The organism is Paenibacillus sp. FSL H7-0323 (genome assembly GCF_038002725.1).
In the GTDB taxonomy this organism is placed as follows: Bacteria; Bacillota; Bacilli; order Paenibacillales; family Paenibacillaceae; genus Paenibacillus_AQ; species Paenibacillus_AQ odorifer.
This window is the reverse complement of sequence record NZ_JBBODB010000001.1, coordinates 3,980,180-3,995,437: the sequence shown is the minus strand read 5'-3', so window position 1 is coordinate 3,995,437 and position 15,258 is coordinate 3,980,180. Positions and strand designations below refer to the sequence as shown.

Sequence of the window (15,258 nt, the reverse complement as noted above, 5' to 3'; positions counted from 1 at the left end):
GGATTCTGCGGATTACTAACCAACTAAAATTAGGGGTGGAATAGAGTAATGAATAAAAAAGTTCTTTCTTTGTTGTTATTAATGGTGATGGTTCTGGTCACAGCATGTGGGAATAACACGTCCAATAACGGTTCTTCTGCGAATACTGGATCAAACGCTGCTGAGGGTGGAGAAACAGGTGCAGGGGATAAACTCAAGGTTGTATTGCTGATTCCGGGGACACTTGGGGATAAATCATTTTTTGATTCCGCTAATAACGGCTTGCAAAAGGTTAAGGATGAACTTGGTGCAGAAACAAAGGTTGTTGAAATGGGCGTTGATAAAACGAAATGGGAGCCTACATTTAACGATATCGCTTCCGAGGATTGGGATGTAATTATTTCTGGCGGTTCTGAAATTACAGAGATGTTTAATGCAACGGCAGAATTGTATCCAGACAAAAAATTCATTAATTATGATACCGACATCGATGAAGCACCAGATAACATGTACAACATGTCTTATGCGACAAATGAAGTATCTTTCTTGGCAGGTGCCGTAGCAGCATTAGCTACACAATCGGATATGCCGAATGCTACCCCTGAGAATGTGATTGGGTTTGTCGGCGGTATGGATATTCCGGGGATTAATGCTTTCTTGGTCGGTTACATTCAAGGTGCTCAGTACGTTGATCCTGATGTAAAAGTGGCTGTGTCGTACGCTGGTGATTTTGTTAACCCGGCAAAAGGTAAGGAGCTGTCTCTAATTCAATATAACTCCGGTGTGGATGTTATTTTTAACGTGGCTGGGGGTACAGGTCTTGGGATCTTTGACGCAGCTAAAGAGAAGAAAAAATATGCAATTGGTGTAGACTCCGATCAGGCAATGTTGATTAACGATACGGATAGTGAAAAAGCAAATCTAATCGTTACTTCATCTATTAAAAAGATTGATACGGCTATTCTAGGTGCAGTGAAGAGATTGCAAGAGGGTACGCTAGAAATGGGCAAACGTGATGTATTGAGCTTTGTAGATGATGGTGTAGGTATTGCTGAGAATGATATTTATAAAAATGTATTCCCGGCTGATCTTCAGGCCAAGGTTGAAGAAGTGAAGCAAAAGCTGATCAATAAAGAAATTAAAGTGGATAATGCGATGGGGATGGAAACCGCAGAGGTAGAAGCTATTCGTAACGCAGTTAAGCCTTAAGCTTTAAATCTTAAGATCAGCTCTATAGAGATAAACCTACAGTTGGAGATTCTTCTAGTCAGGGGAATTCCAGCTGTATATTTTTGCAGACCTCCAAGTTGAAAGGCGTTGAGACCTATGTACACAGCTCTGCTGGAAATGCGGGGAATTACCAAGGTATATCCCAATGGCGTCGTTGCAAATAAAGACGTGCATTTTTCTTTACGTGAGGGAGAAATACATGCGATTGCAGGTGAGAACGGTGCAGGTAAATCGACTTTAATGAAGATTATGTTCGGCATGGAAGAGCCAAGTGAAGGCGAGATCTATATCAAGGGTGAAAAAGTAAAGCTGCAATCCGCTCAGGACGCCATTGATAGAGGCATCGGCATGGTCCACCAGCATTTCATGTTGGTACCTTCTTTTACGGTGGCAGAGAATATGGTGCTGGGTATGGAGCCGCGCAGAGGAGTTGGCATTAATTATGCCGAGGCAGTGCGCATGACGGAAGAGACCGCAAGGAAATACAATCTGGCCGTGGATCCAAAGGCAAAAGTAGAGGATCTTACAGTTGGGATGAAACAAAAGGTTGAGATTCTTAAGGCGCTGCTGCGTGGTGCTAAAATTCTGGTGCTTGATGAGCCAACTGCGGTGTTGACTCCACAGGAAACAGAGGAATTGTTCCGCGAGCTTAAGCAATTAAGGGAACAGGGCCATACGATAGTTTTTATTTCGCACAAATTAAAGGAAGTCAAAGCGATTTGCGACAGAATTACGATTATGCGCAGCGGCCGTAGTGAAGGTGTTTTTCAAACACAGGATGTGACAGAACAGGAAATCTCGCGGTTAATGGTCGGCAGAGATGTCGTGCTGAAATATGACAAAGAGATTCTGGCTGTTAGTGAGCCAGTACTAACGGTGCAGGGACTCGGTGTGAATGATGCAGATGGCAAAGCATTATTGTCGGATATCAATTTTGCGGTACGTGGTGGGCAGATCGTTGGGATTGCTGGTGTAGAAGGCAACGGGCAGACACAGCTCATTGAAGCTCTTACAGGTAGCTTGAGAGGTGTCTCAAGTCAGGGTTCTGTACTAGTGAAGGGAAAGGATATCCGTGAATCGGATATTTTGGATATTCGTAAGCTAGGCGTTTCCTATATACCGGAGGATCGGATGCGGCAAGGGATCGCTAGTGAGGCAAGCATAGCTGATAATCTGCTATCTACTCAGTATCGTACAAAAGCAATGAATAAAGGTCTTTTTTTGAATGGCTCACGAATTGCCAAGCTAGCAGTATCCCTTGTAGAGGAATTTAAAGTCCGCTGTTCAGGACCTTCTCAGCCCATAGGAATGTTGTCAGGTGGTAACATGCAGAAGGTAGTCGTAGCTAGAGAGTGTTCGACTGAACCGCAGCTGCTTATTGCAGAACAGCCGACACGGGGTGTGGATATAGGCGCAGCCCAGTTCATACATCAAAAGTTGTTGGAATTACGTTCAGACGATTGCGCGATTTTGCTAGTGTCGGCAGATTTGAATGAGATCTTGGAGATCAGCGATAGTCTGTTAGTAATGTACGAGGGTAAGATTGTTGCCTTTTTCGAGGAGCCATCTAAGGTTAGTGAGGAAGAATTAGGTCTTTATATGCTGGGGATTCATCGACAGGACGAGGAGCACATCGGGAGGGCCGTAAATCATGTTTAAAGTTAAATATTTTGAGTACATTCGGACATCGGCGGTAATCGTTATTGCACTCGCTATTGCCTTTCTGATCATCTCTTTGGTCAGTAATCAGCCTGTGAAGACGATTGGTATATTCCTATTAGAGCCGTTATCCAGTAAAGGTCATATTGGTAATGTGATTGAGATGGCAATTCCGCTCATGTTCACTGGGTTGGCAGTATCCTTGTTGTTTCGAGCCAATATGTTCAACCTGGGAGCTGAAGGGATTTTCTATTTCTCCGGTGTTGTAACTTCCGTATTGGCTATTCATTTAACGCTGGACGGCTGGCTGCATCCGATGGTAGCTATTGCTGCAGGTTCAATTGTAGGAGCGTTGCTCTCGGCAATACCTGGTATTCTGAAGGCAAAATGGAATGCTAATGAGTTGGTTACATCCTTAATGTTCAATAATATTTTGTTCGGAGTAGGGCTATACCTACTGAACTATCATCTGCGTGATGCTAAAGCTTTTGCCAATGTATCCTACAAATTCGAGAAAACGGCACTGCTGAGTAAAATGGTCTCGGGCACCCGTATTCATACCGGTCTTATTATCGTTATCGTGCTTATTATTGCAGCTCATCTATTCCTATACAAAACGAAATGGGGATATGAGCTGCGCATGACAGGCATCAACCGGGACTTTGCCCGTTATTCCGGTATGAAGACAGCCAAGGTTATTATTCTCGTCCACTTGATTGCAGGTTTTATCGCAGGTATGGGGGGCTCCGTAGAAGTGCTGGGGATGTATAACCGTTTCCAATGGACGTCACTGCCTGGTTATGGTTTGGATGGTGCCCTTGTAGCGATGTTAGCCAAAAATAATCCGCTGTCCGTAATCGGCTCTGCATTATTCCTAGCGTACATTCGAATTGGGGCTGACATGATGGCGCGTCTGTCTGATGTACCTTCAGAGATGATCTCAATTATACAGGCAATTATCATTCTTCTGATTTCGGCTGAGCAATTTCTGAAGTTCTGGAAAAATCGGATGCTCTTGAAGGAGGCGAAGGAAGCGTGAATAGTTTGTTTGATGTGATTTTTACAACTGACTTTGCGTTCTCTGTCCTTCGCGTGACGACTCCGATTCTGTTCGCCGCGCTCGGCGCACTCATCTCCAACCGTGCAGGGATCATTAACATTGGGATGGAGGGCATCATGCTTGTTGCCGCTTTAGCGGGTGTCATCATAAGCAGCTATACACATAGCGCATGGGTAGGTCTGCTTGGGGCGGTGCTGTCTGGAACATTGATCGCTGGAATATTAGCTTTTTTCACCCTGAAATTCAAAACACATATCATTCTCGGGGGTGTGGCCATTAATATGTTCGCTTCGGGAGGCACTGTGTTTATCCTCTATCTGCTTAGTGGCGACAAGGGTTCTTCCACTTCGCTGGCGAGTAAAGTTCTACCTAGTGTCCAGATTCCTTTGTTGAAGGATATCCCGGTGCTTGGACCTATTTTATCGGGGCATCACATTCTGACGTATGTTTCTATATTGGCTGTGTTTGTTGTCTACTATCTATTAAACCGTACACCGCTTGGACTGCGCATTCGTTCAGTGGGTGAAAATCCACATGCGGCTCAATCCGTGGGTGTAAGTGTTGTAAAAATACAGTATATGGCTTTGCTGCTTAGCGGATTTTTTGCCGGTTTAGGCGGTGCTTATATGTCGATGGGGTATTTGTCACTGTTTACCCGCGATATGATCGCTGGCCGGGGCTGGATTGCCATTGCCGCTGAGTCGATGGGAAGAAGTACGACCGTAGGCACGGCGCTGACCTCTTTATTATTTGGTACTGCAGATGCATTGTCGAATGCGCTACAGGTGTTAAAGATTCCTGCGGAGCTAATCGCCACTCTTCCTTATGTAGCCACAGTAATTGGACTTGTGATCTACGCAGTATCTGAGACACGAAAAAAGAATAAAAAACTTAAAAGCCCGCTAGTTAAATAGCGATTGAAATGATTGATACACAGACAAGGAGTGAGTAACTATGCCAACACCTATTATTATTGACTGCGATCCAGGGCATGATGACGCAATAGCGATACTGCTTGCCATAGCAAATTCGGAGAAGTTAGATCTGCGCGGGATTACAACGGTTGGTGGAAACCAAATTTTAGATAAAATCACGGAAAACGCTCTGAAGGTGATCAGTTTCGTGAATGCTGACATTCCTGTAGCTAAAGGGGCTGCTGGCCCACTGTTCGGCAAGCTTGTTACAGGTGAGGAAGCGCATGGTGAATCGGGCATGGATGGCCCGCTTTTGCCCCCAAGTAAATTTCGCCCTGTAGAGCAGGGTGCTGTGGAGTTTATGCTGAATATCATCCGTTCTTCAGAGGAGAAGATTACGCTTGTGCCGATGGCTCCTTTAACAAATATTGCACTGCTAATCACGGCTTATCCAGAGATTAAAGACAGAATTGAAAAAATCTCACTGATGGGCGGAGGTATCTCGTATGGGAATGTCACCTCTACTGCGGAGTTTAATATCTATGTAGATCCTGAAGCAGCCCGTATTGTGTTTGAGTCGGGGATTCCGATCACAATGAGTGGTCTGGATGTGACCGATAAGGCTGCTATTTTTGAAGATGAGATCCTAGCATTGAAAGAGCGGGGACCAGTGTCTACAATGGTCGGAGAATTGCTGGATTTCTATTCGATTTACGGTAAAAAAATGGGCTATGTCGGCAGTGCGCTGCATGATCCATGTGCTGTTGCCTGGCTGCTGCATCCGGAACTATTTGAATCTGAGCATCTATATGTAACGGTGGAGACAGAAGGCAAGCTGACGCGGGGAATGACAGTTGCAGACAGACGGAAGAAGACGGATCGTCCAGCGAATGTGCAAGTATTGGTGGGCGTTGACCGGGAAGCATTTATGAAGCTGATCTTTGATTCACTGGAAAAGCTTGATCAAGAGCTGCTGCTAGCGGCTGAAGGGAAGTAGCCTATGGCAGGATGGGAGAGACTTCAAGAGACCGTGCAGTTTGAAATTGCTCAGCGTGGAGAAGAAGGTTGTCTGATTGAGGGTTTTGCGGATAAGCTAGCGACTGCTGGTGCCGATGAGCTCAAGCTGATGCAGGTATACAATGAGCTAATGGAGCTTACGATCAGTGAGGATTTTCCGTATCAAGAGCCATCCTCTCTGGAGGAGATTCGTCATCTACGTCCAGAAGGCCCACGTAAGCTTGAGGCGGACTGGAGCGAAGCGGAATGGAGAGATAAGTTCTATGGAGCCTGGCTCGGTAGAAGTGTCGGCTGCGCACTCGGGAAACCGCTGGAGTATTGGGACTATCTCTATGGGAAAGATGGCCGTCCGGGCTGGGAGAATATTGAGCTATGGTTTCAGGGTGCGGACGCCTGGCCAATTACTGGCTATACGCCTGGGCATTCACGGGCAGAGGCTGAATATGGTCTTGGCTTAAGTGAATGGACACATGCGAGTACCCGCGAGACGATCAAGTATATGGAAAGCGATGACGATATTCGCTACACTGTCCTGGGTCTTATGCTGCTGGAGCAGAAGGGTCTGAACTGGGATTCTTGGGATATCGGAAAGCTGTGGCATACACATTTAACATATAGTCAGGTGTGCACGGCGGAGACACAGTCATATATGAATTTTGCGCAGGAGACCTCTCATCTGCATGGCGAGAAGCCTGCGGATTGGCTGGTGCGGCAGGAAAGAGTGCGGATGCACTTAAACCCTTACCGCGAGTGGATTGGTGCCGCTATACGCGCAGATGGACTGGCTTATGGCGCAGCAGGTTATCCTGAGCTTGCGGCAGAACTAGGCTGGCGCGACGCTTCATTTTCACATGTGAAAAATGGCATCTACGGTGAGATGTTTAACGCGGCGATGATATCGGCAGCTTTTGCAGAGAAGGATAATGAACGGATCCTAGAGATAGGCCTTAGTGAGATTCCGCGTACCAGTCGTTTGGCCAGTGATGTTTTGCGGGGGATAGATATTGCGCAGAAGGCCAAAAGTGAGCGGGAGTTGGTTCGTAACATTTGGGATACTTTTAGCCACTATGATGCAGTCCATACAAATAATAATGCTGCTCTTGTAGCTGCGTCGCTTGTTTATGGCGGGAATGACTTTGAAAAAACAGTTGTCACTTCCGTATATGGTGGAATGGATACAGACTGTAACGGGGCTACTGTGGGCTCAATTATGGGAGCGAAGCTTGGAGCAAGTAAGTTGCCGGCTTCATGGATCGAACCGCTTCACGATACGTTATATGCCGATCTGCCCGGATTTCATCCGATAGCGATTTCGGAATGTGCGGAACGCAGCTACCAAGTGTTCTTGAAGATTCGCAGAGAGCTTGGCGAAAAGGCATAAAAGATTTAGCGAGTATGGGACTCGATAGATCAGGGATTCAGGGATTACTATATGAATTATGGGATGTCTTAAGCTATTGGCTTAGACATCCTTTTTTGCGTAACAGCAGGTCTTTAATCACACTCCAAGCAACCAAATGTAGCTTTAACTGCATTTCATACACTTAAAAAAACCAAATATGGCTATATTAACAGTGGAGCGTTTAGTGGTGGGGCAATAGGAGAATCATGATTTCAAGAGGGCAGGATTATCTTTGCTAACCCTTTTTATTTTATTAATAAATGTGTAAAAAGAGCCCGGTATAAAGGGTTTTTAGGTTTTCATCAACCTTCCTGGTATATCATTTAAAGAAAAATGATGACACAGCAGAAGAAATGTCTTATTATTTAAGGAGATTTTTAATAAAACAGATTTTAGAAAATTGTAATACAATGTCTCACTTGATGGAGGTTCATTATATAAGGGAAAGGAAGGGGGAGCTTCTAATACTGTCGCTGAGTCGGGTAAGTAAAGGGTTCAAGCTGAAGGAAGGCATCTATCAGGCTGTAGATGAGGTATCGCTGGAGGTAAAGCAGGGATCCATTCATGGGATCATTGGTGAGAGTGGTGCGGGGAAATCTACGCTGCTGCGACTGATGAATCTTCTGGAACAGCCGGATGAGGGAACGGTTACCGTAGATGGCCACAACCTGACCGAAATGCCTAGTAAAGCACTGCGTAAAGCAAGGCAAAAGATTGGAATGATCTTTCAACAATTTAATCTTGTTTATAACGTCACTGTAGAGCGGAATGTTTCGATCCCGCTGGAGCTGGCAGATGTCCCAAAGCATGAACGAATGAAGCGTGTGAAGGAGTGTCTGGATTTTGTTGGACTGGCAGATAAGGCAAAACAATATCCGGCACAGCTCAGCGGAGGACAACGTCAGCGTGTTGCGATTGCCCGCGCACTAGCGAACAGTCCGGGAATATTACTGTGTGACGAGCCAACGTCCTCCCTGGACCCAGGAACCACTACAGATATCTTGAACGTGCTGAAGCATGTGAATTCAAGTCTTGGAGTAACGGTTGTCATTGTTACGCATGAGATGGATGTTGTTAAAAGCATATGTACTCATGTATCGGTGATGGAAAAAGGGCGCATTGTAGATTCGTTCTCTCGTGAAGACGGTGAATTCCGTCCAGCGGCAGCCAGTACCGGGACATACCGCGATCAGATTCTTGGTAAAGCGGGGGAAGATCATGTTTGATAGTGTACTTCAATATCAGGCACAGATGTGGGATTCGATTGGTGAAACCTTTGTGATGGTTGGTATTTCTGTTGGAGCGGCCGTGCTGCTGGGGCTTCCACTGGGTACCTTGTTGTTTTTTTTCCGAAAAGGGCAGCTTTATGAGAATACAACGTTGTCTCTGGTGCTCAACAGTATCGTTAATATTATCCGCTCTTTTCCGTTCCTGCTGCTGGTCGTTGCGCTAATTCCAGTCACTCGTTTCCTGGTCGGGACCGCCATTGGTACGATTGCAGCAGCGGTTCCATTATCTATAATCGCTATTGCCTATTACGCTCGGTTAGTGGAGCAGTCGTTGCTGGAGGTTCCTAAAGGGGTCATTGAAGCAGCATTATCGATGGGAGCCTCGAAGCTGGGCTTGATCTTTAAATTTCTGTATGTGGAAGCTCGTTCGGGTCTAGTCCTTGGACTTACTACTTCTACAATTAGCTTTATCTCCTTCTCGACCGTGATGGGAGTTGTTGGTGGGGGAGGGGTTGGTGATTTCGCTATCCGTTATGGTTATCAGCGTTTTGAGACGGAAGTGATGATCTATGCCATTCTAGTGATGATTGTATTAGTCCAATTGGTTCAGTTCACCGGGGGGACTATCGCAAGGCTGTTGGATAAGCGGTAATACAAAATAGTTCAATATATAAACTGGGGGTTAGTAGTACTAATGAAAAAATCAATGATACTTGTGCTTACATTAATGGTATTGGTCGTAGCGGGTTGTGGCTCTAATAAAGCAGCCGAGAACAATGCTGCAAAAGGTAGTAATGATGAGTTAACCAAATTAAAGATCGCTACACTGATCCCACCTATGACAGAAATTCTGGATATTGTGAAGCCGCTCCTGAAGGAAGATGGCATTGATCTGGAGATCGTTGTTCTCTCTGATAATGTGCAGCCTAATGAGGCGTTGGCTAATAAAGAAGTAGACGCTAACTTTTTCCAGCACGTTCCTTATATGAAGCAATATAATGAAAGCAAAGGTTCTAATCTGGTAGAGGTACAGCCTGTTTATGACGCTATTTATGGCGGATACTCCAAACGTTACAAGACTATAGCTGATCTTCCTGAAGGGGCTACGCTTGTAATGGCTAATGATCCATCTAACATCGGCCGTTCATTGCAAATGTTCGCTGCAGCTGATCTTATTAAGCTAAAAGAAGGCGTAGGCATTCAAGCCACACAAGCAGACATTACTGAAAATCCAAAGAAATTCAAGTTTGAAGAAGTCGATCTCCTAATGCTGGCCCGTATGCTTGATGATGGCGATCTGGTAGCCATGACTCCGGCTTATGCGAGCCCACTAGGATTGACACCGAAGAAAGATGCACTGATTACGGAAGGCGAAGATTCCGAATTCACAATTACTTTGGTGGCACGTGAAGATAACAAGGACTCTGACGCCATTCAAAAGCTGGCTAAACGGATCAGCGGTCCTGAAGTGAAGAAGTTCCTTGAGGATAATTACGCGGATATTGCGTTGCCTGCGTTTAAATAAGCTGAATATGGATCTATAAAAAAGGGCAGCCCGGCGATATTTACCGGGCTGCCCTTTTTGTAATAGGAGTATTTAGGTGTGTCTTACATTACTCGGCTTCTCTCAGCCGTTCCACAATGGATGCTTGGGATAACGTTTTATAGGCTCTCAGTGTCACTGTGTAAGCGAGAATTAACAAAATAGGAACGGTGAGGATAAACGGCAGCCAACTCATCTGAAATACCATAAAGGCCATATTATCCGTGATGCTTTTGGAAAGGTTATAGGTCAGCAATACACCTAATGTTGAGGTTATGAGGACGGTTAGCAAAACGGTGTAGAATCCTTCAAGGATCAGCATACGTTTTAGCTGCTTTTTAGTCATGCCAATACTCTCCAGCATGGCAAGTTCATTCCGGCGGGAGACTACCCCGGTGAGTACAGTGTTGATATAATTCAGCACCCCGATTAGAGCAATGACCAGGCTAAGCCCATACCCGACGGTTTGAAAAATGCGAATGAATCCACCGAGCTCATCCTTGTAATCCTCCCTTGATTTTAAAGTTAATTCATCAGTTGAATCTGTTAAAGCTTTGACCACTTGTTCTACCTGGTCCAGCTTAGTCGGATCGACATGTAGTGTGGCTGAAACGATATTGGCTGGATCTGTACCCTTCGGCATTTCCTTCTGCAGCTCCGAAGCAGGGAGGAAGATGTTGTAACCTAACATAGAGTAAGATTTTGTTGTGGCAGCATATACTGCATCATGTTTTACTACTGCCATCACTTCATAAGATTTACCCGACTTCTCGAAAGTGACTGTATCTCCAGGATGATAATAGGTGCGGTAGCTATCTTCTTCTATAAACATGGCCTCAGATATGACCGCATATTTTCCTGAAGCAAACTTCTGCCTGTTAAACTCCCCTTCAATAATATCCTTGTCCACAAGATCATACCAGCCCGGATCTAATCCATATAAATGATTGTAGACCATCCCCACCTTTTCTAAAGTGGAGAGAAGATAAGGATGTGGGTCAGCAGCTGCCATTGGCTCCAAAATAGCCCGGACAGCATCATCGATAGGAGATGGAACATATCTGTGGTAAACCTTATCAACAGTTTCTACACCGTCAATTTTACTTAGATTGTTGGCGAATTCCTCTGAAAGCTTATATGGATCACCGTCTCGAGGCCCTGTAATACTGACTAGCACTTCATTCTGAACCACAAAATCACCGGAGATAAAGGCACGCAGATATTTATTCACATCCAGTGAGGAAATTACTGTAAAAATGGTACTGAACAAGATGATACTCAAGGAGAGTGAAGAGAGCATCAGGATCAGCTTCTTTTTGCTTCTGAACAGGTTGGAGAACGCCATGTTGTGAAGTTTTGCGCCATGTTTTGATTTTTTGGCATTCCGTTTTCCACCGCTGCTGACTCCGGAAAATTTTACAGCCTCTACCGGCGAGGTTCGCGAAGCCATTCGGCCCGGTTTGCTTGCGGCGATCCATACTGTCATAAACGAGAATGCTGCTGCACCAATAAATATCCACGGGCTAGCAGAATAGACATTATCAGTAGAACCGTTTAAAAATGAGGAGGCCATAGGGAGAATCAGCAGACCTAGCAGATACCCGAACCCCAATCCAAAAGGCAATGCGACGAGATAAAGTGAGCGGGCCTGAATGGAGATGATCTTTTTCAGTTGTCGGGGTGTGGTACCGATGGTCTTTAGCAGCCCGTAAAATTTGACATCCCGCACGACGGAAATAAAAAAGATATTGTAGATTAGTAAATAGCCGCTCAGCATGGTGATAAGAATGACAACTGCATAAGGAATGATATTCAGTAGATTATCGGAGAGAGAAACACTTGTATAAGCCGGATTGACACCATAAGGTACATCCAGGCCGGTGTCCGTCAAAATCTTTTGTACCTTCTGTTCAATATTATAAGAATTATTAAACATCACCCCTAGACCTGCGGTGTTCACATAAGAACCCGTTGCTTCAGAGATGTCCGGGTCAATATGGGAAATGTTCTTCTGTGTAAATGCTTCGGATACAAAAGCCAATCCTGACATCGCCAAATTTTGATCGGTTTCGTAATATCCGGAGAGCTTAAAGTCTTGGCTTATGACTTTTTCACCAATGTCTATATCCAGCTTCACAGTCTGGCCTAACTCATGTTTTGCTCCTAGCAAGTCAAGCGCCCAAGTATTTAGGACGATTTCATTCTCTTGGGAGGGCAGTCCGCCGGCTATAAAGTTGATAAAACCGTGGTTGGCATAATTCTCGTCAATTCGAAGGACCTCTACCCGGTGATTCTTGAACAGACTGGTGCTTATATCGCCAACCTTAAGGAAGACGCCATATTCTTTGATGGATGGTTGATTCTTCAGCTTCTCCAACTCGGCAGGATTCAGATATTTGAAGCTTCCATGATAATCGCTGCCGGTAGTCTGCATTTGTGCGCGTTGCATCGATTTGTTAATACTGAGCGCCAAGGTAAACACGCTGGTGATCAAAAGCGTAGTCAGTACGATGGCACAGATGATAGTGAAATTGCGAGCACGGTTGGCTTTGAGGCTTTTTTTGGCTAAAGTAGCAATGGTCTTATGGTTATTCGTGCTGATCATGGCTGGCTCACTCCGGAGCTACGGAGTTGTCCAGTGAAAATGACGCCATCTTCAATACGGATAATACGGTCAGCAGTTTGAGCAATTTGTTCATTGTGTGTGATCATCACAATGGTTTGGTTGAATTTTTCACTCATCTGTTTAAGTAAAATCAGCACTTCTTGGCTTGTTTTGCTGTCCAGATTACCTGTAGGTTCATCTGCTAAGATGATTGAAGGTTTGGTCGCCAATGCTCTGGCTATTGCCACCCGTTGCTGCTGTCCGCCAGACAGATTAGAAGGTAGAGTATTCATCTTTTCCTGCAAGCCTAAAGTGCGGATGATCAGATCAAGATAAGTTTCGTCAATTTTGCCACCGTCCAGTTCAATGGGCAGCACAATATTCTCCCGCACATTTAGTATGGGTACCAAATTGTAGTTCTGAAAAACAAACCCCACCGATCTGCGCCGAAAAATGGTCAGCTTCTCATCACTCATCGCAAAAATATCATTCCCGTCCACGTAAACCTTGCCCTCTGTTGCCCGATCTAATCCGCCAAGCATATGAAGAAGGGTGCTTTTGCCGCTGCCGCTAGTGCCGACAATGGCGACAAACTCCCCTTTATCCACTGACAGTGATATACCGTCCAAAGCCTTAACGCTTGCGCCAACCTTTCCATAGTGTTTTTTTAAATTTTCAGTCTGTAGAATCGGCATAACTCTTCCCCTCCAATGAGATCTGTTTGTCCATGATTTAAGGGTAGCAAATCAATCTGACAGGAGAGTGTCTGAATTCTGACCATAATGACACATTCTATTTCAGCGCTGGGGCAGGTAAACAGAGAAGGTTGTACCTTTTCCAGTTTCAGAAATGACGTTGATATGGCCGCCTTGCGCCGTGATAATCTCTCTGGACAAAAACAACCCGATGCCGACCCCCTCGAATTCACGCGCTTGCTTTCCTCGGTAAAACCGCTTAAAGATGTGAGGGATTTCTTCGCTGGGGATTCCAAGTCCAGTATCGGTAAGGTGGAGACAGGTGAACATCTCGTTGCTTTCAGCGAGAACGGAAATTTGTCCGTTATGTGGTGTGTACTTCACAGCATTCTCGAGCAGGTTGAATAGTGCTTCACTTGTCCATTTGACATCGTGGCAGGCTAAGATGTGTATCCCGCAGTCAATATTGATCGTAATTTGTTTGTTTTCCGCTTGTGCATAAATCTGGGATAAAGCCTGCGTCAGAGTTTGTATGAGCGGTTTCGCCTCAATCTGCTGTAGGGAGATCATTCCTGTTTCCAAACGTGATAATTTGATTAGAGACTGGATCAGCCAATCCAACTTATCTGACTGCGCTTTAATATGCTGTATGTAGTGCCGGACATTCTCATTTAGTCCGGGCATCTCTTCGAGCAACTGACTGAATACCATGATATTAGAGAGGGGGGTCTTGGTTTGATGGGAGATATCCGAGATCAGCTCTTTTATTTTGTTTTTCTCTGTTTGAATATTTCGTTCATTCGCCTTAGACATCCCTATATACCGCTTTAGTTTATGTTCCATCGAAGACAGAGCAGTTTCTTCATAGTTAGTGAGTGGCGGCAGGTCATGTATAGCCCGTTCAATCGCTGTATCCAAGGTCTGTATATAGATTGCGATCTGGCGGTTCCATAACCAGACCCATACGGCTCCTGTCGCTAATATACAGATGATAAATAGAGAAGTCAGTTGGAGCAGAGTGGGGTCGAACCCGTACAGAAACATTATACTGACGATAAAACAGGCCACTAGTATAAGGATGATCAGTAAAAAGAGCCTATGAATTTGCTTGAAATTAGCAGGTGGACTATTGGTTTTCATGGTTTTTGCCCTTCAGTCCACATGTATCCAAGTCCGTAAATGGTCTTGATATATTTGGGTGCTGCCGGGTCATCCTCAAGTTTAGCACGCAGCCGTTTGATGGCTACTGTCAATGCGTTTTCATCCACAAATTCGGCATCCTTGCTCCAGATCTTGTCTATCAGCTGTTCTCGGGTCAAAATATTGCCCGTATTCGTCACCAGCAGCCGCAGCAGTTTTTGCTCAGTTTTGCTCAGCTGGAGCGATTGTTTATTTTTGCTGTACTCCAGTTTCTCAAAATCGAGTTCTAAGGGACCCAATGTTATTTTTCCAGTCCCTAGTGATTCCGTTCTTCTGAGCACTGCCATTACTCTGGCGCGAAGCACCATTAGGCTGAATGGTTTAGTGATATAGTCATCGCCCCCCAATGCAAAACCGGTGATAATGTCGGACTCCATATCATTGGCGGTTAGGAAAATAATGGGTACGCGTGAGGTCTTGCGAAGTTGCTCGCAATAGTCCAGCCCACTGCCGTCTGGCAGATTGATGTCCAGAATGATGAGATCAATAGGGTTAACTGCGAAAATATGCTCCGCCGCGGCAATATCGTAGGCTTGATGGATCATGACATTGTTTTGAGAAAGAGTGAGAGCGATCCCTTTATTTAAACTACGGTCGTCCTCAACGATCAGTATGTTCATAGTAATTCTCCTTTGTTTCTTATTTGATCATTATACATTCTCGGGATTTATTCGAAAGCGAGATTTTTATTTAGTAGACAGTTGAAAGTGGACTTTTCTTTATAA

At 45.0% G+C, this 15,258-nt stretch carries 13 protein-coding genes; 9 read left to right on the top strand and 4 right to left on the bottom strand.

Annotated features, from left to right (window positions below):
- Nucleotides 1-48: 48 nt before the first annotated feature.
- The 9 genes from MHH89_RS18015 (at nt 49) to MHH89_RS17975 (ending at nt 10,015) form a co-directional block, all read left to right on the top strand.
- Nucleotides 49-1,188: a BMP family ABC transporter substrate-binding protein gene (locus MHH89_RS18015; protein WP_076280292.1), complete on the top strand. Its 1,140-nt coding sequence runs from the start codon at nt 49-51 to the stop codon at nt 1,186-1,188.
- A gap of 117 nt (nt 1,189-1,305) precedes the next feature.
- Nucleotides 1,306-2,868 (top strand): ABC transporter ATP-binding protein, encoded by a 1,563-nt coding sequence (locus tag MHH89_RS18010; protein WP_076130297.1) that lies wholly within the window; start codon nt 1,306-1,308, stop codon nt 2,866-2,868.
- Nucleotides 2,861-3,907, top strand: coding sequence for an ABC transporter permease (locus tag MHH89_RS18005; protein ID WP_036685569.1), 1,047 nt, complete (start codon nt 2,861-2,863; stop codon nt 3,905-3,907). Before MHH89_RS18010 ends, MHH89_RS18005 begins: the two co-directional genes overlap by 8 nt.
- Nucleotides 3,904-4,842, top strand: coding sequence for an ABC transporter permease (locus MHH89_RS18000; protein ID WP_036685567.1), 939 nt, complete (start codon nt 3,904-3,906; stop codon nt 4,840-4,842). The genes MHH89_RS18005 and MHH89_RS18000 overlap by 4 nt, the downstream gene beginning before the upstream one ends.
- A 40-nt stretch (nt 4,843-4,882) precedes the next feature.
- The gene (locus tag MHH89_RS17995) at nt 4,883-5,839 is read left to right on the top strand and encodes a nucleoside hydrolase (protein WP_076184827.1); all 957 of its coding nucleotides are present in this window, start codon (nt 4,883-4,885) and stop codon (nt 5,837-5,839) included.
- A 3-nt stretch (nt 5,840-5,842) separates the two neighbouring features.
- Complete coding sequence (locus tag MHH89_RS17990) at nt 5,843-7,240, top strand: ADP-ribosylglycohydrolase family protein (RefSeq protein WP_341087770.1); 1,398 nt, start codon at nt 5,843-5,845, stop codon at nt 7,238-7,240.
- A 485-nt stretch (nt 7,241-7,725) separates the two neighbouring features.
- The gene (locus MHH89_RS17985; RefSeq protein WP_081387310.1) at nt 7,726-8,487 is read left to right on the top strand and encodes a methionine ABC transporter ATP-binding protein; all 762 of its coding nucleotides are present in this window, start codon (nt 7,726-7,728) and stop codon (nt 8,485-8,487) included.
- A complete protein-coding gene (locus MHH89_RS17980; protein WP_036685560.1) occupies nt 8,480-9,142 on the top strand; it encodes a methionine ABC transporter permease in 663 nt (220 codons plus the stop codon). Before MHH89_RS17985 ends, MHH89_RS17980 begins: the two co-directional genes overlap by 8 nt.
- A 42-nt stretch (nt 9,143-9,184) precedes the next feature.
- The gene (locus MHH89_RS17975; RefSeq protein ID WP_036685556.1) at nt 9,185-10,015 is read left to right on the top strand and encodes a MetQ/NlpA family ABC transporter substrate-binding protein; all 831 of its coding nucleotides are present in this window, start codon (nt 9,185-9,187) and stop codon (nt 10,013-10,015) included.
- 88 nt (nt 10,016-10,103) lie between these two features.
- Here the strand turns inward: MHH89_RS17975 and MHH89_RS17970 are convergent, their stop codons facing one another.
- From MHH89_RS17970 to MHH89_RS17955, 4 genes are all read right to left on the bottom strand, one after another.
- Entirely contained in the window at nt 10,104-12,638 is a 2,535-nt protein-coding gene (locus MHH89_RS17970; RefSeq protein ID WP_341087769.1) for an ABC transporter permease, read from the bottom strand.
- A complete protein-coding gene (locus MHH89_RS17965; protein ID WP_076184824.1) occupies nt 12,635-13,333 on the bottom strand; it encodes an ABC transporter ATP-binding protein in 699 nt (232 codons plus the stop codon). Before MHH89_RS17965 ends, MHH89_RS17970 begins: the two co-directional genes overlap by 4 nt.
- A 102-nt stretch (nt 13,334-13,435) precedes the next feature.
- Nucleotides 13,436-14,473 carry a sensor histidine kinase gene (locus tag MHH89_RS17960; RefSeq protein ID WP_341087767.1) on the bottom strand — a complete coding sequence of 346 codons (1,038 nt, stop codon included), beginning with the start codon at nt 14,471-14,473 and terminating at the stop codon, nt 13,436-13,438.
- Nucleotides 14,470-15,153 (bottom strand): response regulator transcription factor, encoded by a 684-nt coding sequence (locus tag MHH89_RS17955; protein ID WP_076130304.1) that lies wholly within the window; start codon nt 15,151-15,153, stop codon nt 14,470-14,472. The genes MHH89_RS17960 and MHH89_RS17955 overlap by 4 nt, the downstream gene beginning before the upstream one ends.
- Between the last annotated feature and the right edge of the window lie 105 nt (nt 15,154-15,258).

Coding starts and splice junctions, on each gene's coding strand:
- MHH89_RS18015 (WP_076280292.1), top strand. CDS start 49: ATGAATAAAAAAGTTCTTTCTTTGTTGTTATTAATGGTGATGGTTCTG.
- MHH89_RS18010 (WP_076130297.1), top strand. CDS start 1,306: ATGTACACAGCTCTGCTGGAAATGCGGGGAATTACCAAGGTATATCCC.
- MHH89_RS18005 (WP_036685569.1), top strand. CDS start 2,861: ATGTTTAAAGTTAAATATTTTGAGTACATTCGGACATCGGCGGTAATC.
- MHH89_RS17995 (WP_076184827.1), top strand. CDS start 4,883: ATGCCAACACCTATTATTATTGACTGCGATCCAGGGCATGATGACGCA.
- MHH89_RS17990 (WP_341087770.1), top strand. CDS start 5,843: ATGGCAGGATGGGAGAGACTTCAAGAGACCGTGCAGTTTGAAATTGCT.
- MHH89_RS17980 (WP_036685560.1), top strand. CDS start 8,480: ATGTTTGATAGTGTACTTCAATATCAGGCACAGATGTGGGATTCGATT.
- MHH89_RS17975 (WP_036685556.1), top strand. CDS start 9,185: ATGAAAAAATCAATGATACTTGTGCTTACATTAATGGTATTGGTCGTA.
- MHH89_RS17970 (WP_341087769.1), bottom strand. CDS start 12,638: ATGATCAGCACGAATAACCATAAGACCATTGCTACTTTAGCCAAAAAA.
- MHH89_RS17965 (WP_076184824.1), bottom strand. CDS start 13,333: ATGCCGATTCTACAGACTGAAAATTTAAAAAAACACTATGGAAAGGTT.
- MHH89_RS17960 (WP_341087767.1), bottom strand. CDS start 14,473: ATGAAAACCAATAGTCCACCTGCTAATTTCAAGCAAATTCATAGGCTC.
- MHH89_RS17955 (WP_076130304.1), bottom strand. CDS start 15,153: ATGAACATACTGATCGTTGAGGACGACCGTAGTTTAAATAAAGGGATC.